The organism is Campylobacter sp. CH246 (assembly GCF_004378835.1).
GTDB classification, from domain to species: Bacteria; Campylobacterota; Campylobacteria; order Campylobacterales; family Campylobacteraceae; genus Campylobacter_D; species Campylobacter_D jejuni.
In genome coordinates, this window is the sequence record NZ_RYYA01000008.1 from 14159 (window position 1) to 35750 (window position 21592).

General features: G+C 31.1%; 20 protein-coding genes and 1 pseudogene. 10 read left to right on the forward strand and 11 right to left on the reverse strand.

Annotated elements, in window-relative coordinates; translation table 11 throughout:
- Positions 1 to 16 precede the first annotated feature (16 nt).
- Together ELQ06_RS06785 and ELQ06_RS06790 are read left to right on the forward strand one after the other, a co-directional pair.
- Positions 17 to 1198, forward strand: coding sequence for a NifS family cysteine desulfurase (locus tag ELQ06_RS06785; protein ID WP_002858709.1), 1182 nt, complete (start codon positions 17 to 19; stop codon positions 1196 to 1198).
- A 9-nt stretch (positions 1199 to 1207) separates the two neighbouring features.
- On the forward strand, positions 1208 to 2179 hold the full coding sequence (locus tag ELQ06_RS06790) for an iron-sulfur cluster assembly scaffold protein NifU (RefSeq protein WP_002777977.1): 972 nt from the start codon (positions 1208 to 1210) through the stop codon (positions 2177 to 2179).
- 27 nt (positions 2180 to 2206) lie between these two features.
- On the opposite strand, the gene ELQ06_RS06795 is transcribed toward ELQ06_RS06790, so the two are convergent.
- Together ELQ06_RS06795 and ELQ06_RS06800 are read right to left on the reverse strand one after the other, a co-directional pair.
- Positions 2207 to 4084: a mechanosensitive ion channel family protein gene (locus tag ELQ06_RS06795; protein ID WP_134237496.1), complete on the reverse strand. Its 1878-nt coding sequence runs from the start codon at positions 4082 to 4084 to the stop codon at positions 2207 to 2209.
- Positions 4081 to 4716, reverse strand: coding sequence for a carbonic anhydrase (locus ELQ06_RS06800; RefSeq protein WP_002851887.1), 636 nt, complete (start codon positions 4714 to 4716; stop codon positions 4081 to 4083). Before ELQ06_RS06800 ends, ELQ06_RS06795 begins: the two co-directional genes overlap by 4 nt.
- Before the next feature lie 159 nt (positions 4717 to 4875).
- Here ELQ06_RS06800 and ELQ06_RS06805 point away from each other — a divergent pair, with 159 nt between their 5' ends.
- From ELQ06_RS06805 to ELQ06_RS06835, 7 genes are all read left to right on the forward strand, one after another.
- Positions 4876 to 5571 (forward strand): Bax inhibitor-1/YccA family protein, encoded by a 696-nt coding sequence (locus ELQ06_RS06805; RefSeq protein WP_002851668.1) that lies wholly within the window; start codon positions 4876 to 4878, stop codon positions 5569 to 5571.
- Positions 5572 to 5674: 103 nt separating this feature from the next.
- The gene (gene secG / locus ELQ06_RS06810; protein WP_052798008.1) at positions 5675 to 6046 is read left to right on the forward strand and encodes a preprotein translocase subunit SecG; all 372 of its coding nucleotides are present in this window, start codon (positions 5675 to 5677) and stop codon (positions 6044 to 6046) included.
- Positions 6047 to 6055: 9 nt separating this feature from the next.
- On the forward strand, positions 6056 to 6619 hold the full coding sequence (frr, locus tag ELQ06_RS06815; RefSeq protein WP_079462199.1) for a ribosome recycling factor: 564 nt from the start codon (positions 6056 to 6058) through the stop codon (positions 6617 to 6619).
- A gap of 2 nt (positions 6620 to 6621) precedes the next feature.
- Positions 6622 to 7230, forward strand: coding sequence for an orotate phosphoribosyltransferase (pyrE, locus tag ELQ06_RS06820; protein WP_044260786.1), 609 nt, complete (start codon positions 6622 to 6624; stop codon positions 7228 to 7230).
- The gene (locus tag ELQ06_RS06825) at positions 7231 to 7641 is read left to right on the forward strand and encodes an RDD family protein (RefSeq protein ID WP_002892687.1); all 411 of its coding nucleotides are present in this window, start codon (positions 7231 to 7233) and stop codon (positions 7639 to 7641) included.
- Positions 7642 to 7654: 13 nt separating this feature from the next.
- Positions 7655 to 8677, forward strand: a complete 1023-nt coding sequence (locus tag ELQ06_RS06830; protein ID WP_002851758.1) for a ribonucleotide-diphosphate reductase subunit beta — start codon at positions 7655 to 7657, stop codon at positions 8675 to 8677.
- A complete protein-coding gene (locus ELQ06_RS06835) occupies positions 8664 to 10037 on the forward strand; it encodes a nicotinate phosphoribosyltransferase (protein WP_079460118.1) in 1374 nt (457 codons plus the stop codon). Before ELQ06_RS06830 ends, ELQ06_RS06835 begins: the two co-directional genes overlap by 14 nt.
- On the opposite strand, the gene ELQ06_RS06840 is transcribed toward ELQ06_RS06835, so the two are convergent.
- A complete protein-coding gene (locus tag ELQ06_RS06840; RefSeq protein ID WP_002874478.1) occupies positions 10006 to 10554 on the reverse strand; it encodes a gamma carbonic anhydrase family protein in 549 nt (182 codons plus the stop codon). The genes ELQ06_RS06835 and ELQ06_RS06840 overlap by 32 nt on opposite strands.
- A gap of 88 nt (positions 10555 to 10642) precedes the next feature.
- On the opposite strand from ELQ06_RS06840, the gene ELQ06_RS06845 reads away from it, so the two are divergent.
- Positions 10643 to 11272 carry a protein-L-isoaspartate(D-aspartate) O-methyltransferase gene (locus ELQ06_RS06845; RefSeq protein ID WP_002874477.1) on the forward strand — a complete coding sequence of 210 codons (630 nt, stop codon included), beginning with the start codon at positions 10643 to 10645 and terminating at the stop codon, positions 11270 to 11272.
- A gap of 18 nt (positions 11273 to 11290) precedes the next feature.
- On the opposite strand, the gene ELQ06_RS06850 is transcribed toward ELQ06_RS06845, so the two are convergent.
- The 8 genes and pseudogenes from ELQ06_RS06850 to thrS form a co-directional block, all read right to left on the reverse strand.
- Positions 11291 to 12478 carry an aspartate aminotransferase family protein gene (locus ELQ06_RS06850; protein WP_074470996.1) on the reverse strand — a complete coding sequence of 396 codons (1188 nt, stop codon included), beginning with the start codon at positions 12476 to 12478 and terminating at the stop codon, positions 11291 to 11293.
- 3 nt (positions 12479 to 12481) lie between these two features.
- On the reverse strand, positions 12482 to 13327 hold the full coding sequence (gene argB, locus ELQ06_RS06855) for an acetylglutamate kinase (protein WP_079264061.1): 846 nt from the start codon (positions 13325 to 13327) through the stop codon (positions 12482 to 12484).
- Positions 13328 to 13330: 3 nt separating this feature from the next.
- Positions 13331 to 13777, reverse strand: a complete 447-nt coding sequence (locus ELQ06_RS06860) for an N-acetyltransferase (RefSeq protein ID WP_002860626.1) — start codon at positions 13775 to 13777, stop codon at positions 13331 to 13333.
- Between the two features lie 9 nt (positions 13778 to 13786).
- Positions 13787 to 14815, reverse strand: a complete 1029-nt coding sequence (argC, locus tag ELQ06_RS06865) for an N-acetyl-gamma-glutamyl-phosphate reductase (protein ID WP_052798011.1) — start codon at positions 14813 to 14815, stop codon at positions 13787 to 13789.
- A gap of 87 nt (positions 14816 to 14902) precedes the next feature.
- Positions 14903 to 17994 (reverse strand): annotated as a pseudogene (locus ELQ06_RS08775) (autotransporter serine protease VvfC).
- Between the two features lie 39 nt (positions 17995 to 18033).
- Positions 18034 to 19125, reverse strand: coding sequence for a DNA adenine methylase (locus ELQ06_RS06900; protein ID WP_052798012.1), 1092 nt, complete (start codon positions 19123 to 19125; stop codon positions 18034 to 18036).
- 38 nt (positions 19126 to 19163) lie between these two features.
- Positions 19164 to 19682 carry a translation initiation factor IF-3 gene (gene infC / locus ELQ06_RS06905; protein ID WP_002851726.1) on the reverse strand — a complete coding sequence of 173 codons (519 nt, stop codon included), beginning with the start codon at positions 19680 to 19682 and terminating at the stop codon, positions 19164 to 19166.
- Positions 19679 to 21487, reverse strand: a complete 1809-nt coding sequence (gene thrS / locus ELQ06_RS06910; protein WP_044260760.1) for a threonine--tRNA ligase — start codon at positions 21485 to 21487, stop codon at positions 19679 to 19681. Before thrS ends, infC begins: the two co-directional genes overlap by 4 nt.
- Positions 21488 to 21592 lie beyond the last annotated feature (105 nt).

The window sequence follows — 21592 nt, forward strand, 5'->3', positions numbered from 1 at the left end:
AATTAAGGATTTTAAAGTGAAAGTATATTTAGATAACAACGCAACGACAATGCTTGATCCTAATGCTTATGAGTTGATGCTACCTTTTTTAAAGGATATGTATGGAAATCCAAATAGCCTTCATCAATATGGTAGCGCAACACATCCTGCCTTAAGAGAAGCTTTGGATAAACTTTATGCAGGACTTGGAGCAAATGACTTAGATGATATAGTTGTAACTTCCTGTGCGACAGAAAGCATTAACTGGGTGCTTAAGGGTGTGTATTTTGATCATATTTTAGATAAAGAACGCAATGAAGTGATTATTTCTAGTGTAGAACACCCTGCTGTTACTGCTGCTGCTTATTTTTTAAAAAGTCTTGGAGTAAAAGTCATAGAACTTCCTGTAAATGAAGAAGGGGTTTCTACTGTAGAAGATTTGCGTAAAGTGATTAGCGATAAAACAGCGCTTGTAAGTGTTATGTGGGCAAATAATGAAACAGGTATGATTTTTGATATTAAAGCAATGGCAGAACTTGCGCATGAATTTGGTGCTCTTTTTCATACAGATGCTACTCAAGCAGTAGGTAAAATAAAGGTTAATTTAACTCAAGTAGGAGTTGATTTTGCTTCATTTTCAGCACATAAATTTCATGGACCAAAGGGCGTGGGTGGACTTTTTATAAAAAAAGGACTTAAACTTACTCCACTTTTACACGGTGGAGAACACATGGGTGGTCGTAGAAGTGGAACTTTAAATGTACCTTACATAGTGGCTATGGGCGAGGCTTTGCGTATTGCAAATACTATGCTTGATTTTGAAGATTCTCATATACGCCGTTTAAGAGATAAACTCGAAGATCAAATTTTAGCCTTGCCTGATACAACAGTGGTTGGAAAAAGGGAACACCGTGTGCCTAATACAATCTTAGCAAGTATTAAAGGTGTTGAAGGCGAAGCAATGCTTTGGGATTTAAATAAAAATGGTATAGCTGCAAGTACGGGCTCAGCCTGTGCAAGTGAAGCTTTAGAAAGCAATCCTATTATGGAAGCTATCGGTGCGGAGCATGATTTAGCGCATACAGCTTTAAGGCTTTCTTTGTCACGTTTTAACACTGAAGAAGAAATTGATTATGCAGCAAAACAAATTAAAAATGCAACACAGAGATTAAGAGCAATTTCTTGCACTTATGCTTATAATCCAAATAATTACAAATAAGGATGAAAAATGGGAAAAAATAGTTTAATTGGTGGATCCATTTGGGATGAGTATTCACAAAAAGTTCAAGATAGAATGAATAATCCTCAACATATGGGAGAATTTAGTGAAGAAGATGCTAAAGCACGCAATGCAAAATTGATCGTAGCTGATTTTGGCGCAGAAAGTTGCGGCGATGCGGTAAGACTTTTTTGGCTTGTAGATGAAAAAACTGATAAAATTATCGATGCAAAATTTAAAAGTTTTGGTTGTGGTACAGCTATAGCAAGTAGTGATACTATGGTGGATCTTTGTATAGGAAAAACTGTAGATGAGGCAGTAAAAATCACAAATTTAGATGTGGAATTTGCTATGCGTGATAATCCAGAAACTCCAGCTGTTCCACCTCAAAAAATGCACTGTTCGGTTATGGCTTATGATGTAATCAAACAAGCAGCAGCGCATTATAAAGGTATAAGTCCTGAAGATTTTGAAGATCAAATTATAGTTTGCGAGTGCGCTAGGGTAAGTCTTGGAACTATTAAAGAAGTGATTAAACTTAATGATTTGCATACTGTAGAAGAAATCACACAATATACTAAAGCGGGTGCTTTTTGTAAATCCTGTATCAAACCAGGCGGACATGAAAAAAGAGATTATTACCTTGTAGATATTTTAGCTGAAACTAGAGCTGAAATAGATAGAGAAAAACTCAAAAATACAATGAAAAGCGATGTGGCTTTTGATGAAATGACCGTAGTGGGACAATTAAAAGCAGTTGAAAGTGTTTTAGATGCTGAAATTCGCCCTATGCTTCATAATGATGGTGGAGATTTGGAAGTGATTGATATACAAAAGGCTGAAGGTGCAGCAATTGATGTTTATATTCGTTATCTTGGTGCTTGTAGCGGTTGTTCTAGTGGAAGTGGCGCAACACTTTATGCTATTGAAACAATTTTACAAGAAGAATTAAGTCCAAATATACGCGTTATGCCGGTTTAAAAAATAGCAAGATAAAACCTTGCTATTTTATAGCTTTGCTTTTAAATCAAGAGGTGGTAAATTTTCTATATAAATACTACGACTTGGGAAAGCAAAGGTTAAACCATTTTTTTCAATTATACGCATAAACTCAAGCATTAAACTTTGTCTAGCTTCTCTAAAATCTTTTCCACCTATTTCTTTGGTATAAAAATAAAGCTCTATATTAATACTACTATCTGCAAATTCACTTAAAGCCACATAACAAGCATTTTTATAGCCTTCTAAATCATTAATAGATACAAGATTTTGACGATATTTTGTTGTATGATCGCCATATTTTAATGCGCTATCCTCATCGTGAGCTACTAAATCACTTGTATGCAAAAATTCTCTTAAATCTTTTACACATTGTTCTAGTTTTTCAGGAGTAGCATCATAACCAACACCCAAATACATTCTAACATGGCGACCCATGCGTCTTTTACTCCAATTTTTGATATTAGCTCCCATAATAGTTGAATTTGGTAAAAATACAAGACAATTATCAAAAGTTCTAATAGTAGTTTTTCTAAGTCCTGTTTCAACCACTGTTCCTTCTATGCCTGAAACCTCTACCCAATCTCCTTGATTAAAGCTATTATCAAAAAGTAAGAGTATAGAAGCAAAGAAATTTGCAATGATATCTTTCGCCGCTAAAGCAACAGCTAAACCACCAATTCCCAAAGATGCAATAATAGCCGAAATATTAAAACCAAGTTGAGCAAGAATATATAATAAAGCTATAATAATAATGACAAAATATAAAATTTTAATAATTAAATTTACAACTTCTTTTTTTCCACTTTTTTGAGCAAGTTTAGAAACCAATACCACGCCATAACCATCAAGCATTCTTAAAATAAGCCATGCAATTAAAACTGCATAAACTATATGAAAAAAATTACTTAAATTTACACTCAAAGGTGCAGGATAAGTTGCTATAGTAAGACAAAGAGAAATAGCATAGACAATCAACAAGAAGCCTACGGGTTTTTTAATATTCTCAATAAAAATGACTTTAATATCATCTACATCATTTTTATTTCTATAAAAAAACTGAACAAGGAAAAAATATACTATATTTGCAAAAAAACGTCTTAAAGATGTAAAAAATACTAAAACCAAAGCAGAAATTACTATTTTTCCGATATTAACAAAACTTACCCCAATTGCCTCATTTATACGATCTATCCAAACTTGAAGCTCGAGTAATGAAAAAATATAATTACTTTCAAGCAAATCTGCATTTGAGCGTAAATACTTAAGAATTTCAGAATAAGAATCTACAGCATTACTGATATATCTTTCTTTTAGGGTAATTTTTTCTAATTCTTCTGAATTTGTAATTTTGCTTTTAAAACTATCTAAATTAACATTAGAAGAATTTTGTAAATTTTCCATTGCCTTATCAACAGTAGCAATCAAATCTTCACTACTTGCTGTATTTTTAAAAAGTTTTTCCACTTCAAACAAAGAAGAATAAAAACTTTCCACAATATTAAAATAAACTAGATTAAGAGTGGCATCTGTATAAATATAAGGCTTATTAATATTCTTTTTTTGAACATCTAGTAATTTTTCTTTTGCTTTTAAAAATCTAGCCACTGCCTCTTCATTAATCTTTTGTCCTACTATCATATCGGGTATTTTTGCTAAAATAGTCTTTTTGTCTTTTTCAAATTCACTTAAAATACCATTAAAAGTGCTTGAATTTTCATCATTGTTTTTCTTAAATTCTTTAATTTGATTGTTAAGATCAACATATTTTTCAACTAAAGCATAAATTCCTTCATCCTCTTTACTAATATTCGCATCAATAAATTTAAATTCTTGTGCTCCAAGGTATAAAATAAAAAAACATAAACTAAAAATAATTTTTTTCATTGAACTTTCCTATCCTGTATTAAAGTAAAAATTTTTGCTTTAAAATCATACTCATAAATTTCACCTGTCTCTATAATATAATACCAAGCATGTACTTCTATTTTTCCTTCATCTAAAGCTTCTTGCACGCCTGGATAAGTAAGTATATTTTGCAAAGAATTTACTAAATTTAATTTTTCTGTAAGCCATGAACGCATAGCCAAATCGTCTCTTGCAAAAATCATCACATCTTTTTTTATCGGATCTAACATAGTAAGCCATTTTTTCACGTTAGGAATTTTATTTAACTCTTCATCAGAATAATAAAGAGCATTGCAACCTCCACAATTACTATGGCCACAAACGACGATATTTTTAATATGCAATGAATTTAAAGCATACTCTATTGCTGAAGTTGTCGCTAAGTAATCTTCTCCAACGCGATAAGGTGGAACTATATTTGCAATATTTCGTATTACAAAAAGCTCACCTGGACCCGTATTAGTGATCAAATTTGGAATTACTCTAGAATCAGAACAACCTATAAAAAGAGTATGGGGATTTTGCTTATTTTTTAGACTTTCAAAAAGTTCTTCATGCTCCTTAAAGTCTTCTTGCATAAACTTAATCGCACCGCTAATAAGATTTTCCATAAAACCAACCTGAAACTAAAATCTTGAAATTATAACAAAATTTCAGCAAAGATTTCATTTAAGCATAAGATATTATATAAATTAACTTTTTATTTAGTCTAATATGTTAGATTTCGCTCAAGATTTTAAAAAATCTAACAATTTTGCAAGGAGAATTTTATGAGTCTTTATGATAGAGACTACTCAAGATCAAAAGAATTTGAAAATACACGCTCAAGCGAATTAAGTATTTTTATTAAACAAACTTATCAACTTTTTGCTGCTTCATTATTAGCTGCAACAGTAGGTGCGTATGTAGGAATTTTTGCTTTAGCATCATTTTTTATACAATCACAAGTAACTTTTTGGATCCTTTTTGCTGTTGAAATCGGACTTTTATTTGCTTTGCAATGGAAAAAAAGAGAAGCTCCATTAAATCTTGTTTTACTTTTTGGTTTTACTTTCTGCTCAGGTTTAACGCTTACACCTTTACTTATTTCAGTTTTAGCTCTACCAGCTGGAGGAATTATCATCGCTCAAGCTTTTGCTTTAACAACAGTTGCTTTTGCAGGACTTAGTGTATTTGCTATGAATACAAAAAAAGATTTTACTGTTATGGGTAAAGCTTTATTTATAGTATTAATCGTTATTGTAGCAGCATCTTTACTAAACCTTTTCTTCCAAAGCAGTATAGTTAATCTAGCTATTTCAGCAGTAGCTGCAATATTATTTTCATTTTACATTCTTTATGATACGCAAAATATTATCCGCGGAAATTATGAAACTCCAATCGAAGGTGCAGTAGCACTTTATCTTGATTTTGTTAATCTTTTCGTATCTTTACTTAATATCTTAAGAAGCTTCAATAGCAGATAAGTTTTTGTGGGATTTTTCTCACAAAAACTTTTCAAGTTTCAAAACTTTTCAAGTTTTATTTAGCTAAAATAATCATTTAAAAATTAACTTTTAGGAAATTTCAATGATCACTCTTTTAATCATTTTACAATTTATCATCGTTGTAGTTATTTGTATAGCAGTTTTACTTCAAAAAAGTTCAAGTATAGGACTTGGAGCTTATAGTGGAAGCAATGAAAGTTTATTTGGCGCCAAAGGACCAGCTGGATTTTTGGCAAAATTTACCTTTGTTATGGGAATTTTACTTATTGCAAATACTATTGGTCTTGGTTATTTATACAATAAAGTTAGCAAAGACTCTCTAGCAGAGAAAATTAAAGTAGAAAACAACAATACTACTATTCCAAGTGCTCCTATTGTGCCTGCTACCCCAAACACAAATTCTATCGCTCCAAGTGCACCACAACTTCCAAGCGATGTTAATTCAAGTAAATAATTAAAGGAAATGATAATGCTAAATGAAATTTTTAACAAACAAAAAACCCAAAGTGAAAAATCTTTAGAAGCCTTAAAAAAAGACTTCACCACTTTAAGAACTGGAAAAGTTAATACCCATATTTTAGATCATATTACAGTGGATTATTATGGAACTCAAACTCCTTTAAATCAAGTAGCAACTGTTTTAGCAAGTGATGCTTCAACTATTAGCATCACTCCTTGGGAAAAACCTTTACTAAAAACCATAGAAAGCGCTATTGCAGCTGCAAATATCGGTATAAATCCAAACAATGACGGCGAAAGTGTAAAATTATTTTTCCCTCCGATGACTAGAGAGCAAAGAGAAGAAAATGTAAAACAAGCTAAAGCTATGGGTGAAAAGGCAAAAGTTTCTATAAGAAATATACGCAAAGATGCCAACGATGCAGTTAAAAAACTAGAAAAAGATAAGGCAATAAGCGAAGATGAAGCAAAAAAAGCTTATGATGAAGTGCAAAAACTTACCGACACCTATACAACAAAAATTGATGAGAGTGTAAAAAGCAAAGAAAGTGAACTTTTAAAGGTTTAACGATGAATTTAGAGCAAATTTATAAAGATTGTGGTGCTTATTTAGAAGGGCATTTTTTGCTAAGTTCAGGTAAACATTCGCAATTTTATCTTCAAAGTGCAAAAGTTTTAGAGGATCCAAAATTAGCAGCAAAACTTTGTGATGAACTTGCAAAGATTATTGCAAGCTATAAGATAGAATTTGATAGCATTTGTTCTCCTGCTTTAGGTGGAATTTTAGCAGGTTATGAGCTTGCAAGAGCTTGTAGTAAACGTTTTATCTTTACCGAAAGAGTAAATAAAGAAATGACTTTAAGACGTGGTTTTGAAGTAAAAAAGAGTGAAAAATTTATAATTTGTGAAGATATCATTACTACAGGTGGTAGTGCTTTAGAGAGTGCAAAAATCATTGAAAGTTTAGGTGGCATTGTTGTAGGTTTTGCAGCATTGGCAAATCGTGGTTTTTGTGCAGTAGAAAATTTAAAATCTCCAAGAAAAGATAATGCGAAATTACCTGAAAATTTACCACTCTTTACTCTAGGAAATTTTGAATTTGAAATTTACGATGAAACAAATTGTCCACTTTGTAAAAAAGGGAGTAAAGCTATAAAACCAGGAAGTCGTGGAAATTAAATGAAAACTAAAGCAAAAATTAGCTCTAGATGGCTAAGATTTAGAGCTTTGCTTATAGATATTTTTCTTATTTATATTCCTATTTTGTATTTATTTTATTTTCTATTAGGCTCTAAAGAAGCTTTTTTAAACAACCATTTTATCACAACTTTATGTACTTTTTTATTTGGCTTGATTCAAGCTATTTTTTTAACAAAAAAGGCACAAAGCCCAGGTCTTAAAGCATATGATTTATATCTTATTGATATAAAAACGGGAAAGAAACTAAGTTTTCTTAGAATTTTACTAAGATATGTGATATTTATTATAAGTTTTGGCTTACTCTTTGGTTTATTTGTCAGTTTTGTAAGAAAAGATCGTTTAAATTTACACGATATTTTAACTCAAAGTTGTATAGCTACCAAAGCATAAAGAAAGGTTAAAAATGCAAAGAAAAAGAATTTACAATCCAAGCTCAAACGAAACCCTAGGAGATCGTAAAGTTTTTGATGGTAACCCACATGGAATTTTAAATTTCACTAAGGCAAAATATACTTGGGCTTTAAAACTTTGGGATTTAATGGAGGCAAATACTTGGTTTCCAAAAGAAGTGGACACAACTAAAGATGCACTTGATTATCGCTGTAATTTAACTGCAGGTGAAAAAAGAATGTATGATTTGGTTTGGAGTCAGCTTATTTCTATGGATAGTTTTCAAACCAATAATTTAGCAGATAATATCAATCCTTACATCACAGCTCCTGAAATCAATGCGGTTTTAGCACGCCAAGCTTATGAAGAGGCAAACCATTCAAAATCTTACGCTGTTATGGTAGAAGCGATTTGCGATAATACAGATTTGATTTATGAAATGGAAAAGCATGATGAAACTTTGCGTGAAAAAAATGACTTTATTTCAAGCATTTATGAAGAATTAGCAGGCGATGTAGATGATAATAAACTCCTTTTGGCTATGGTGGCAAATCAAATTTTAGAAGGAGTATATTTTTATAGTGGTTTTACTGCCATTTACGCACTTGCACGTGCAGGAAAAATGCTAGGTTCAGCACAAATGATCCGCTTTATCCAAAGAGATGAAATCACACATCTTTTATTATTTCAAAATATGATCAATTCAGTACGCAAAGAAAGACCTGATTTATTCCATGATGAAAATATCAATAAAATTTATGATATGTTTAAAAAAGCTGGAGATCTTGAGATCAAATGGGGTAAATACATCACTCAAAATCAAATCATGGGCTTTACTGATGATATCATAGAAGAATATATCCATTATCTTGTAGATCAAAGATTAAGCGCGATCAATTTAGATAAGTTATACAATGCAAAACATCCTATTAAATGGGTAGATGATTTTTCAAAATTTAACGATCAAAAGAGCAATTTCTTTGAAAGCAAAGTAACGAATTATTCTAAGGGTAGTATAAGCTTTGATGACTTCTAAAACTTCTTTAGCCTTGCTTTGTGATTTTTATGAATTTACAATGTCTCAAGGCTATTTCAAAAACAATAAAAAAGATCAAATTTGTTATTTTGATATATTTTTTAGAAAAATTCCAGATTCAGGTTCTTTTGCTATTTTTGCAGGTCTTGAAGATATTTTAGACTTTGTTGAAAATTTGAGTTTTGATACAGAAGATATAGAATTTTTAAGAAAACAAGGTATTTTTGATACAGAATTTTTAGATTTTTTAGCCAGCTTTAAATTTAAAGGTGAAATTTATGCCATGCGTGAAGGAGAAGTGATTTTTCCAAACGAACCTTTACTTTGCGTTAAAGCTACAACTATAGAAGCACAGCTTTTAGAAACTTTTTTACTTTTAAGTTTAAACCACCAAAGCCTTATTGCTACCAAAACCAATCGTATCGTGCGTGCAGCTAAAGACAGTAAAATTTTAGAATTTGGTTCACGCAGAGCACAAGGAAGTGAAGCAGCCTTAAAAGGAGCAAGAGCAGCTTTTATAGGAGGTTGCATAGGAAGTGCTTGTACTTTAGCAGGAAAAATTTATAATATCCCTATCAATGGAACTATGGCACATTCTTGGGTGCAAATGTTTGAAAATGAACTTGAAGCTTTTAAAGCTTATGTGAAAATTTATCCAAAAAATCCTATTTTTTTGATTGATACTTATGATTGTCTAAATAGCGGACTTAAAAATGCGATTAAAGTTTTTAAAGAATTTGGTATCCAAGAAGGCGGCGTGAGAATAGATTCTGGAAATTTACTTAAGTTGAGTTTGAAAATCAGACAAGAACTTGATCAAGCAGGACTTCAAAAATGTAAAATCATAGTTTCTAACGCACTTGATGAATGGAGCATTAAAAAACTCAAAGAACAAAATGCACCTATTGATATCTTTGGTGTAGGTGAAAGATTGATCACTGCTTCAAGTGACCCTATTTTTAGTTGCGTTTATAAACTCGCAGCCTTAGAAGATCAAGGCATAAAACCTAAAATCAAAATCAGCGAAAATAACGAAAAATCAACCCTACCTCATTTTAAAAAGCTTTTTAGGGTTTATGATAAAAACACGCAAAAAATCCTTTTTGATGAACTTTATGTTTTTGACGAAAACCCAAATCAAGATGAAAATTTAGAACGCAAAGAACTTTTAAAATTAGTCTACAAAGAAAAAAGACTTCTTAAAAAGTCATCTTTGAATACTATTCAAGATTATACAAAAGAGCAAATTTCAAAACTCGATGAGAATTTTTTAGATCTTGATCGTTTTGTGAAATTTGAAGTAAAACTCTCGCCTAAACTTCAAAATATCACTGAAGATCTTTTAAAAACTCGTTTTTAAAATCCACATAATTTAAAGCGGATTGTTTTAGAAAGTTTATTTCTTCATTATTTAATTCACGCACAAATTTTGCAGGATTCCCAAGTATCAAAGAGCGTGGCGGAAATTTTTTACCCTTTGTTACAACGCTTCCAGCACCCACTATGCTATCTTCTTCTATCAAAGCACTATCCATGATAACAGCATTCATTCCGATTAAAACACGATTTTTTATCACACAAGCATGTATAACGCAATTATGTCCTATAGTTACATCATCTCCTATTATCGTAGGAAAACCAGCATCTTTTAACTTTCCTTTTTTATCAAATTCCCTATGCCAAACATGTACCGTGCTAAGATCTTGAATATTGGTTCTTTTGCCAATTTTTATAAAATTAACATCGGCTCTTAAAACACAATTAAACCAAATACTACTTTCATCTCCTATTTCTATTTCTCCTATGATTTTAGCGCCCTCTGCAACAAAAACATTTTGACCTAGTTTGGGACTATGATTTTTAAATTTTATAAGCATTTTTTTCCTTTTTATTTAAGTATAGCTAAGTTTAACTCTATTTCAACTTTTTTAGTTACAATTTTTATTTAAATTTATAGGAGAAGTAATGAACACATTTGAACAAAAAAGATGTCAAAATATGGCTGAAGAAATTGCACAAAAAGTTTTTATCAATGAAGAACTTTTTAATGCTTTTTGTCAAATTCCACGTGAAATTTTTTCTCCTTTAAAAGCCCATGCTTATCGCCTTGATGCTTTGCCTTTAGCAAATTCTCAATGGATTAGTTCACCTTTAACTGTAGCTAAAATGACTATGGCTTTAGATTTTAAAAATGCTGATAGTATTTTAGAGATAGGTTGTGGAAGTGGCTATCAAGCTGCGATTTTAAGCAAAGTCATAAGGCGTGTTTTTACCATAGAACGCATAGAAAATTTAGCCAAAAAAGCCGCTCAAACTTTCAGAGAATTAGAACTTTTTAATATCAATGTAAAATTTGATGATGGACAAAATGGCTGGAAAAATTATGCTCCTTATGATAGGATTTTATTTTCTGCTTATGCGACACAAATTCCTGAAATTTTACTTGATCAATTAAGCGATGACGGTATTTTAGTCGCTCCTATTTTACACAATGGCAAACAATTCATCACACGCCTTAGAAAAAATGGCACAAATTTACAAAAAGAAATTTTAGAAGAATGTTTATTTGTGCCTATAGTAGATGGAAAAGAATAAATTTTTTTACAAAATTTATTAAAAACTCTTTAGAGCCTTTCTTAACTTTTCACTCATTTCATCAATATGTTCTTTTTGTAAAATCAAAGGAGGTAAAAATCTCAAATCATTCTCCCCGCAACTTATTAATAAAAGTGCATTTTCTTGACATTTTTGAATGACCTTAGCTACTTTTACACTTTTATCAAGACTCAGCCCTTGCATAAACCCTAAGCCTTTGCGTTTTTTACAAAAATCAAATTCATTTATCAACTCATCTAAACTTTGCTCTAAATAAGGCGTGAGTTTATTGACATTTTCTAAAATTTTTTCTTCTTTAAAAATTTCAAAAACTGCATTCACTCCTGCACAAACTAAAGGATTTCCACCATAAGTACTACCATGATCGCCTGCTTCTAAAGAATTGCTTGCTACCTTTTGATTTATTACAAAAGCACCCACACTAAGCCCACAACCTAAGGCCTTAGCTGAAGTCATGATATCAGGCAAAATTTGTGCGTGCTCATAGGCAAAAAATTTTCCACTTCTACCCATGCCACATTGAATTTCATCAGCGATTAATAATATATCTTTTTCATCGCAAAGCTTTCTTAAGGCTTTGTAAAAATCTTTATTTGCAGGATTTATTCCACCTTCTCCTTGCACGCTTTCTAAGATAATGGCACAAGTTTTTTCATTCACCAGTTTTTCAACGCTTGAAATATCATTATATTTTGCAAATTTAACCCCTGAAATTAAAGGTTTAAAAGGCTTTTGATATTTTTCATTAGCAGTAAGCGATAAAGCCCCTAAAGTACGCCCATGAAAAGAATGCTTAAAAGCGATAAATTGTCCACCCTTAATACCTTTGTTAAAGGCGTATTTTCTAGCTGTTTTCATCGCTCCTTCTATACTTTCTGTACCAGAATTTGTAAAAAAAACACGCTCTAAAGCACTAGCTTTGGCTAAATTTTTAGCTGCAGCGGCTATGTTTTCATTATAATATAAATTGCTAGTATGTAAAAGTTTATCCACTTGAGCTTTGATTTTAGCATTAAATTTAGCATGATTATATCCTAAAGCACAAACACCTATACCACTTGAAAAATCAAGATATTTTTTAGCCTTATCATCAAAAAGATAAACCCCCTGCCCTTTTTCTAAAACTATATCAAAACGCTTATAAGTAGGGACAATATGACTTTGTTCTTTATAATCCATTTTCATCCTTTAACCCACCAAAGTGCCTATACCTTCATCAGTAAAAAACTCAAGCAATAAAGAATGCTTCACGCGTCCATCTAAAATATGCACCTTTTTGACTCCATTTTCACAAGCATCAATACAGGATTTTAATTTTACATGCATACCACCTTCTATTTTAGGAGCTAAAATTTTAGCTTGTTCAAGGCTAATTTTAGAAATCAAAGAATTTTTATCACTAAAATCCTCATAAAGCCCTGCAGTATCGGTTAAAAAAGCAAGTTTTTCAGCCCTTAAAGCCTTGGCGATCGCACAAGCTACGTCATCAGCGTTAATATTATAAGTATTAAAATCCTCATCCATGCCAATAGGAGCAATGATAGGTAAAAAATCTTTCTCTAAAAGCTCTTCTAAAATTTTCGAATTTACCTTTTGTATCGTGCCAACAAAAGCTAAATTTTCATCTTTTTTCACACATTCTAAAAGCGCGCCATCTTTACCACAAAGCCCTATGGCTTTAACTCCTAAATTTTGCAAACTATGGACTAAATTTTTATTGATATGATTCAAAACCATGCTGGCTACTTCAGTAGTGGCTTTATCACTAACCCTAAGACCGTTTTTAAACTCACTCTTTACGCCTAGTTTTTCACACATAGCAGAAATATCTTTTCCCCCACCATGTACAATAATAGGCTTTAAACCCACGAGTTTTAAAAGAGCTATATCTTGCATCACACAATGCTTTAGCTCTTCATTTTCCATAGCTGATCCACCGTATTTTATAAGTATAATCTTAGAATTAAATTTGCGTATATAAGGCAAAGCTTCGATTAAGACATTAGCTTTTTCTAAATATTTTTGCATGATCATTCCTTAAGCATTAAAGCTAGTTTGATTATACTCATTTAAAGAAAGATCGTAATAATTCGCATCTTCTCTTAAAGTAAAACCATAATGTTTCCAAAACTCATTGCCTAAATCATTGTTTTTAAAAGCGATCAGGGCGATTTTATTGATTTTTTGAGCTTTTAAAGCCTCAAGACAAAATTTTGTCATCTCGTGCGCTATGCCCTTTTTTCTATGATCTTTATGTACACATACATGATAAAATCCTCCTGTGCGTCCATCATGCCCACAAAGTATACTTCCTACAATTTCTTCATCAATCACTGCTACAACGCTAAGATTTGGGTTTCTATCTAAAAAATTTTCTATATTTTCTTTGCTATCATCAATGCTTCTTATCCCAAAGCCTTTTATCTCACACCAAAGCTTATAAACGGCTTCATAATCGCTTTTTTGCATAGCTCGTATTAACATTTTTATCCTTTACAAATTTGCAAAGAATTTAAGTCCTTCATCTTCATCAAAATCAAACATTAAATTCATATTTTGAACAGCTTGTCCTGCTGCACCTTTGATTAAATTATCAATAGCACCAAGCACAATAACACGCTTTGTGCGTTGATCTACACTAAAATTTATATCCGCAAAATTGCTTGATTTAACCCACCGAGTCTGCGGAAACGACTGCGGTGGTAAAAGCCTTATGAATTTATTGTTTTGATAGTATTTTGTATAAATATCACGTATATCTTGTTCTTGTAAATCCTCTTTTAAATTTGCATAAGCACTGATTAAAATTCCTCTTTGCATAGGCACAAGATGAGGGGTAAATTGTAAAGTGATTTTTTCTTTAGCTGCATAGCTTAAATGCTCCTCAATTTCAGGAGTATGGCGGTGTGAAGCTAAACCATAAGCTTTGATATTTTCATTAACTTCACAAAAAAGATTTTCCACCTTCGCACTTCTTCCTGCTCCACTTACTCCACTTTTTGCATCAATAATAACTGATTTAAAATCAATGATTTTTTCCTTAAAAAGGGGATAAAGACTTAAGATCGAACAAGTGGTATAACAACCTGGATTTGCCACCAAATTTGCTTTTTTTATCTCTTCTTTGTAAAGCTCGCAAAGTCCATAAACCGCATTTTGCAAAAGCTCTTGATTAGGATGAGTGAATTTATACCAAAGCTCATAATCTTTAGGATTTTTAAGACGAAAATCCGCACTTAAATCAATGATTTTTATCTTTTTTAATAAATTCTCATTTAAAAGTTTAGCACTAAATTCATGCGGAGTAGCCAAAAACAAAAGATCAAGTTCAGGTTCATCTAAATTTTTATTTTCAAAACATAAATTTAAAGGGGTGTTAGGATAAAGATCTTGATAATTTTGCCCCACGCTAGAACTCGAACCCAAATAAGAAATTTCAACCTTGGGATGATTAAGCAAAATGCGAACAAGTTCATTTCCCGCATAACCACTCGCTCCTAAAATCCCAACTTTTATTTTCATCTTTATCCTTTAAATGTAAAAGCAAGTATTATAAACAAAAAAGCTTAAAATAAAAATACAATTTTTAAATTATTTTTTATTTAAAAACTATATCTTATAATTAGCATTTGCACTCCAATCTACATTTAAATCGCCAAAAAATGTCTTTTCAAATCAAAACTAAAGCGTGTTTTATCGTTAAGCTTATAATCATTTCCTAAATTTATAAACATTCCTTGATCTTTTTTCCTTCATATCTTCTCTGACTTGCTTGATTCTCCAAGATTTGATCTCCTGCTTTAATCGGATCCGCATACAAACCAAGTCCTGTTCTAAAATTTAAATTTTAATTTTGACTTCCTATGAAAAATGCTGTTTTTACGACTAAAGGAATATAAGAAAATCGTTTTAAACTAGCAATATCTCCTTTTAGATCCATAGCTCCTACATAACCACTGATAAATTCCAAACTCGGCTCAAGATAAAATTTATCATAAGCTTTTCTATAACCTAACTCAGCACTTAAGATAATATTATGCGAACCATCATTATCATCTAATCTACCTTGATTTCTTGGAATAAAATTTGCATTTATTTCATTTTGATAATAAATATATCTAAAACAAAATCACTATAAAAACCTTACTCCACTGTAAAGCTCGAAATTCGAATACTCGTTTAATTTATCATGTCCGCTTTGAATTTCAAAGTATTTTCCACTATTATACTCATCACTCGTACCCCATCCAAAAGTTCTTAACCATACACCACTTTCATAAGGATTATTGCGTAATTCCCCCATTCTTTTGTGCATATTATTCCATTCTATCATGGAGCATAAAATAGCTTGAGCAAGTATAGATTTAGTTTTTACAATAGCTTGAGTATTATCATTAGTAAAAAAATATTCATCTTTAATCTTAGAATCAATTTTTTCTAAATTCCACTCTGGGCAAAATTTTCCTCATTATGAGAAAAAACAACATTTGGGATATACGTACTAAAACCTTGCTCACATTTGGCATAGTAAAAAATTCCTTTGTTAAATGTTTATTTTCATCTTTTAAATGAGCTAGTAAGATATTTAAACCCGCTTTTTACTAGGATTATTAAGAAAAATTAATACTAAAGTATTATTTACTCCTTGTGTGCTTTCCTTAGAATTAATATAATCTGCTTTAGAATTTTCAAAATCCACATTGATTTTAAATATTGTATTATTTGCACTTAATTTTTTTGCATCAACTTTCCCATAAATGGCACTTTTTTCTACTTGAATATTGCTCATTTGTATATGAGACTCAAGCAAAGAATCTTTAATCGCAAGATTTTTTTGCGTATCATTGATACCTTTGATATTACCACTAAAAACTGTGTTTTGTAAAGTAACATCAGAATGATCAAGATTTAAATTTCCACTAAAATAAACCTTTTCTACCTTAGCATTTTGGGTATTTTAAAGCTTTTGCTCAAAAGCCATTTCTTTGCCAACTCCTGTTTATACAACATCTCCATAAGAATGATCATCAGTCTTATCAATAATATTTTCCCCATCTTTTTCATCGATCCACAAATTTTTACTTCCAAGCTCTATTTTGGAATTTTTAGCATTAAGGTTTTCTACTTTTAAGCTTACATTACACCCTAAATAAAACTCGCTTTTTTCTAAATTAAGCTCTTTTAAAACAAAACCCTATCTTCCCAATCTTCTTGTGTAAAACTTACAGGCTTAGTTAAAGCACTTAAACCATGTTCTTGAAGTTTTTTAGCTTGTTCTTTGCTTACATAAGCGTGTATTCTAGCATGTCCTTGAAAATTTATTGGCATTTTCTGTCCTAAAAACACCTTCTTTATTGTAAATATTACCATCAAAAATCAAAGCTTTGTCTGCATTGGCACTCATTGTTACAGCTTCATCTGAAAAGATATTGCCATGATAAAGATAATCTTGCTTGTTTTCTAAATTTAAATGTATTCCTGATTAAGAACTTGTGATAAAAACATTATTAGAGTCAGTTTTAATTTGATCAAAATTTAATATTAAGCCTGATAAATCCAATCTCTTATCACAATTATTTTTATCATCAAAAGAATTTTTATAGCTTACATAACCCACATTAGTCTTAGAAATCAAACTTACATTTTCTATTTTTTTACCATCTTTCATCAAACCATCGCTACTAAGTGTATAAGTTCCAGATCCTATGACTACTTTATGAGCATTTTAAAATTCATTGATCTTTATTTGATTGATCAAAGCATAATCAACCTGTAAACAAGTATATCCATAGTAAAATGGACATTACAATTACTCGTACTTACCACACCCACTAAATACGATTTTTATCCATCTTATCATAAACATAAACTCCACTTCCAGAATCCTAGGATATTGAAGAACTTGTAAAAGAATTTCTTTTATCATTGGTATAATTAAGAAATTGCAACTTAAAACGCTTATCTTCAGTATTTTTAGGAGTTAAACTGACAAAACCCCCTAAATTGATTTCATTAGAATCAAAAATCTTAATGGGTTACTTTATTTGTATCTTCAAAACCTAAAGCTACAATACCACTTCCCTCTCTTGCAAAGTACTCATAACGCGAACTGTCAAAAAGCTTGCCTTTACCTTTTATTCTACTTTGGCAACTATCCCAAAATGAATCCTTGTATTCATAAATATCTCCACCATCGCCAGAATCTTTTTCAATAAGATTTAAATCTTTACTTAAATTTGCACTTTTATTGAGACTAATCTTACTCATTTTTAAAACAGTAAAATCCACATTTTCTTTTTTATAAGTAAAATTATCACTTGAGCTTACGATTCTATTTGCTACACCTCCAAAGGTAAAACACTACCTTGTTTCACATAACTTTTATTTACTTTCCGGTATTTGAACTTGTACTCATATGAGAAGCACTGACTATATAAGATTGTCCTATATTGGTAAATTCTCCTTGGAATTTTCCTCCACGATTTGAAGTAGAAAAATCAATCATAGGCACATTAAAAGAGATATTTTGACTAGGATTTTTTGCTAAAATTTCAAAGCTACTTTGACCTACTTGAAATTTGCCTTTATTACTGGCAAAATCAAGATATTCTTGAAAATAACTTTGGATCAATGGCCGAAGCAAAAAGATAATTAGAAAAACCAAATGCCATTAATGCACAAAAAGATAATTTTAGCTTCATAAATCCCTCCTTTTTATAAATATAATTTTAGCACAAAATTTAATTTTTAACTAAAATATAAAGTTGCTCATGAAGATGGATATTGCGATTTTTAAGATTGCGAGAAGCTCTAAAAGTATTATATTTTTGCTCTAAAATCCGGCATTTTCCAAGAGTGCTTAAGTGCTTTAAAAAAATTTCTTTTTTTACAAAACCTTCACAATTATAAGAAAGTAAAATCACTCTTGCTTTTAAATCATTAATAAGTTCAAATAAAGCATCTTGGGCAAATTTTGACTTATTAAAAGTACTGCGGTTCCAATCCTTTGGAATGCCACTGATTTTAGAAATTTCTTCAGGTTTTTTATAATTTGCAATTAAATTTAGCATAAAATAATTAGAACTATAAGGGTGCTGATTATAAGGGGGGTCAAGATACGCTACATCAAAAAAATCAAGTTCTTTTGCAAGCATATTTGCATCCTTTTGCATCACTTCAAATTCACAAGAAAAATTTGAAAAAATAGGCATTTTAAGCTCTATTTCTCCTTTAATGCGTTTAAGTGCATTTTGTCCTTCACCGCCAAATTTTCCGATGCCATCCTTACCCTTATAAAAACCCTTAAAAACCCCACTAGTATTTGAATGCACACTAGCTTCATAAATCAAAGGAGCTATAAAGAAATGCCTCAATTCTTTTGGAATTTCATTTTCGATTTTTTGCCTTATAGTATCAAGATATAAAGCATTTTTAAAAGTATAAAAAACCCTTTCATTTTTTTTAATATCATCATCATCTTTTGGAGCATAAAGCTCACTGATAAAACCTTTTTGAAAATCTAAATTTTGGATTAAATTTTTATAATACTTTTTGATATTTTGAAGTAAATCTTTGTCTTTATTAGCAAGATAACACTCATTGATGAGTTTTGAATAATCTTCTAAATCATTAGCTAAAATATAATTTGAGTGTGCTTTTGCAAAACGACTTACAACACCTGAGCCACTAAATATATCACAAAAACTAAATTTATCTTTACCAAGTTCTTTTTTAGCTACCTTAAAGCCCTTATTTAAAAAACTTAAAAGTGCTCTTTTATTTCCAAGATAAGTTATAATTTGCTCTTTTAAAAAAGAAGGATTTTCTTTCAAAATTTAAAACCTTTAAAAGCCTTATCCACAAAAGTGGATTAAGCTTTTTTTGGAGTTACAAGCATATTTACATAACGACCTTCAAAATTTGGCTCTTTGTCACGATTAGCTTCATTTTCTATCATAGTCCAAATTTTTTCAAGCAAAGCTACACCTGCTTCAGGAGTTGCCATTTCACGTCCTTTTAAGAACACACGAAATCTCACATGCTTACCTTGTTCTAAAAATTCTAAAGCATGTTTTACCTTGTAATTAATATCATTTTGAGCAATTTTTACAGAAAGTTTGATTTCTTTTATATCAATCACTTTTTGTTTTTTCTTTGCTTCTTTTTGTTTTTTCTCTTGTTGATAACGGAATTTACCATAGTCCATGATCTTGCAAACAGGTGGCTTAGCATCTGCAGCTATCATTACAAGATCAAGTCCTAAACGATTTGCAATTTCTAAAGCTTCATCACTACTGATAATACCATAAACTTTGCCATCATCGCCAACACATCTGATTTCATCCGCTCTTATTTCTTCATTGAGCAATACTTCTTTTTCTTTACTCAAAAGTGTACCTCACTCATTTTCTCCTTAACTAATTTAATAAATTCGTCCAAGCTAAGATTTTTTTGTTCTTTAGCTCTTCTATCTCTTAAAGCAACGCTACGCTTTGCCACCTCATCATCGCCTAAAACTAAAATCATAGGTAATTTTTGCTTTTCAGCGATACGAATTTTTTTACTTAAGCTCTCATTTTTTTCATACACCTCGCTATCGATATTAAGCTCTAATAATTCTTTTTGAATTTCTTTTGCGTAAGCAATATGTGCTTCGCCTATTGGCACTATACCCACCGCAGTTGGTGCGATAAAAAATGGAAACTCACCCGCACAATGCTCGGTTAAAATTCCTATAAATCTTTCAAAAGAACCTAAAATCGCACGATGCAACATTACAGGCTGTTTTTTTTCATTATCACTATCAGTGTATTCAAGTTTAAAACGACTTGGCAGGTTAAAATCTACTTGTATGGTTCCGCATTGCCACTTTCTTTTTAAAGCATCGGTGATTTTAATATCAATCTTTGGCCCATAAAAAGCCCCGCCACCTTCATCAATACCGTATTTTAAACCTTGTTCATCTAAAGCTTCTTTTAAAGCCTTAGTCGCTACTTCCCAAATTTCATCATCACCTATAGCTTTTTCAGGTTTAGTTGAAATTTCCATTTCATAGCTAAAATCAAATAATTTCATCAAATTATCCACAAAAGCTAAAATTTCTAAAACCTGCTCTTTAATCTGACTTGGCATACAAAAAATATGTGCATCATCTTGAGTGAATTCTCTCACCCTAAAAAGTCCATGCAAAACCCCACTTTTTTCATGACGATGCACTACGCCATATTCAAAAAATTTCAAAGGCAAATCACGATAACTTCTTACATCACTTTGATAAATTTTAATATGCCCCACACAGTTCATAGGTTTAATGCCATATTCTTGTTCATCAATTTGTGTAAAATACATATTTTCTTTATAGTTTGCATAATGCCCGCTGATTTTCCATGCATCTGCTTTTAAAAGTTCAGGCCCGCGCACAGGTTCATAACCACGTAAACGATGAATTTTATAAAGCATATGTTCAAGTTTAGATCTAAGTCTTGCACCATTACTTAACCAGATAGGAAGACCTCCTCCGATCTCATCATCAAAAGTAAAAAGCTTAAGCTCTGTTCCAAGCTTTCTATGATCGCGTTTTTTAGCTTCTTCGATAATGGTTAAATACTCTTTTAAACTTTCCTTATCTGCAAAAGCAGTTCCATAAATTCGAGTAAGCATTTCTCTTTTTTCATCGCCACCCAAATACGCTCCTGCAACACGAGTGAGTTTAAAAAAGCGTAAAAATTTCGTATTTGGCACATGAGGACCACGACACAAATCTTCAAATTCACCTTGTTTATAAATACTTACAGCTCCATCAGGAATACGCAATAAAACTTCTTGTTTTAAATCATCATTTTGAAATTTAGCCAAAGCTTCGCTTTTTGTGATTTCATATTTTGAAATTTCAATCTTTGCTTCAGCAAGTTCTTTCATCTTTTTTTCAATTTTTACTAAATCTTCTTCGCCAATCTTACTTTCTACACGAAAATCATAATAAAATCCATCTTCTATAACAGGACCAACGAAAAATTTAGCTTCAGGATACAAACTCTTAATCGCCTGTGCCATTAAATGCGCACAAGAATGACGGATTACTTCTAAACTTTCTTTAGAATTATCAAAATAAATTTCTTTTAAATTTGTATTTTTCACACTTTGAGAGTCAATTATTGTCTCATTGTCCAAATACGCAATAACTTCTTTTTCCATATTTTTAGCCCTTTGTCGCTCACTTACCCTGTGAGTGTTTATAAAGTTCTAATTTTAACTTTCTAAGACTTAATTATTTTTGAAATTCAGCTTATTTTTAAAAAA

What these genes read in the sequence shown, in the direction of transcription:
- ELQ06_RS06790 (WP_002777977.1), top strand. Translation starts at nt 1,208, where the DNA reads ATGGGAAAAAATAGTTTAATTGGTGGATCCATTTGGGATGAGTATTCA.
- ELQ06_RS06795 (WP_134237496.1), bottom strand. Translation starts at nt 4,084, where the DNA reads ATGAAAAAAATTATTTTTAGTTTATGTTTTTTTATTTTATACCTTGGA.
- ELQ06_RS06800 (WP_002851887.1), bottom strand. Translation starts at nt 4,716, where the DNA reads ATGGAAAATCTTATTAGCGGTGCGATTAAGTTTATGCAAGAAGACTTT.
- ELQ06_RS06805 (WP_002851668.1), top strand. Translation starts at nt 4,876, where the DNA reads ATGAGTCTTTATGATAGAGACTACTCAAGATCAAAAGAATTTGAAAAT.
- secG (WP_052798008.1), top strand. Translation starts at nt 5,675, where the DNA reads ATGATCACTCTTTTAATCATTTTACAATTTATCATCGTTGTAGTTATT.
- frr (WP_079462199.1), top strand. Translation starts at nt 6,056, where the DNA reads ATGATAATGCTAAATGAAATTTTTAACAAACAAAAAACCCAAAGTGAA.
- pyrE (WP_044260786.1), top strand. Translation starts at nt 6,622, where the DNA reads ATGAATTTAGAGCAAATTTATAAAGATTGTGGTGCTTATTTAGAAGGG.
- ELQ06_RS06825 (WP_002892687.1), top strand. Translation starts at nt 7,231, where the DNA reads ATGAAAACTAAAGCAAAAATTAGCTCTAGATGGCTAAGATTTAGAGCT.
- ELQ06_RS06830 (WP_002851758.1), top strand. Translation starts at nt 7,655, where the DNA reads ATGCAAAGAAAAAGAATTTACAATCCAAGCTCAAACGAAACCCTAGGA.
- ELQ06_RS06840 (WP_002874478.1), bottom strand. Translation starts at nt 10,554, where the DNA reads ATGCTTATAAAATTTAAAAATCATAGTCCCAAACTAGGTCAAAATGTT.
- ELQ06_RS06845 (WP_002874477.1), top strand. Translation starts at nt 10,643, where the DNA reads ATGAACACATTTGAACAAAAAAGATGTCAAAATATGGCTGAAGAAATT.
- ELQ06_RS06850 (WP_074470996.1), bottom strand. Translation starts at nt 12,478, where the DNA reads ATGAAAATGGATTATAAAGAACAAAGTCATATTGTCCCTACTTATAAG.
- argB (WP_079264061.1), bottom strand. Translation starts at nt 13,327, where the DNA reads ATGATCATGCAAAAATATTTAGAAAAAGCTAATGTCTTAATCGAAGCT.
- ELQ06_RS06860 (WP_002860626.1), bottom strand. Translation starts at nt 13,777, where the DNA reads ATGTTAATACGAGCTATGCAAAAAAGCGATTATGAAGCCGTTTATAAG.
- argC (WP_052798011.1), bottom strand. Translation starts at nt 14,815, where the DNA reads ATGAAAATAAAAGTTGGGATTTTAGGAGCGAGTGGTTATGCGGGAAAT.
- thrS (WP_044260760.1), bottom strand. Translation starts at nt 21,487, where the DNA reads ATGGAAAAAGAAGTTATTGCGTATTTGGACAATGAGACAATAATTGAC.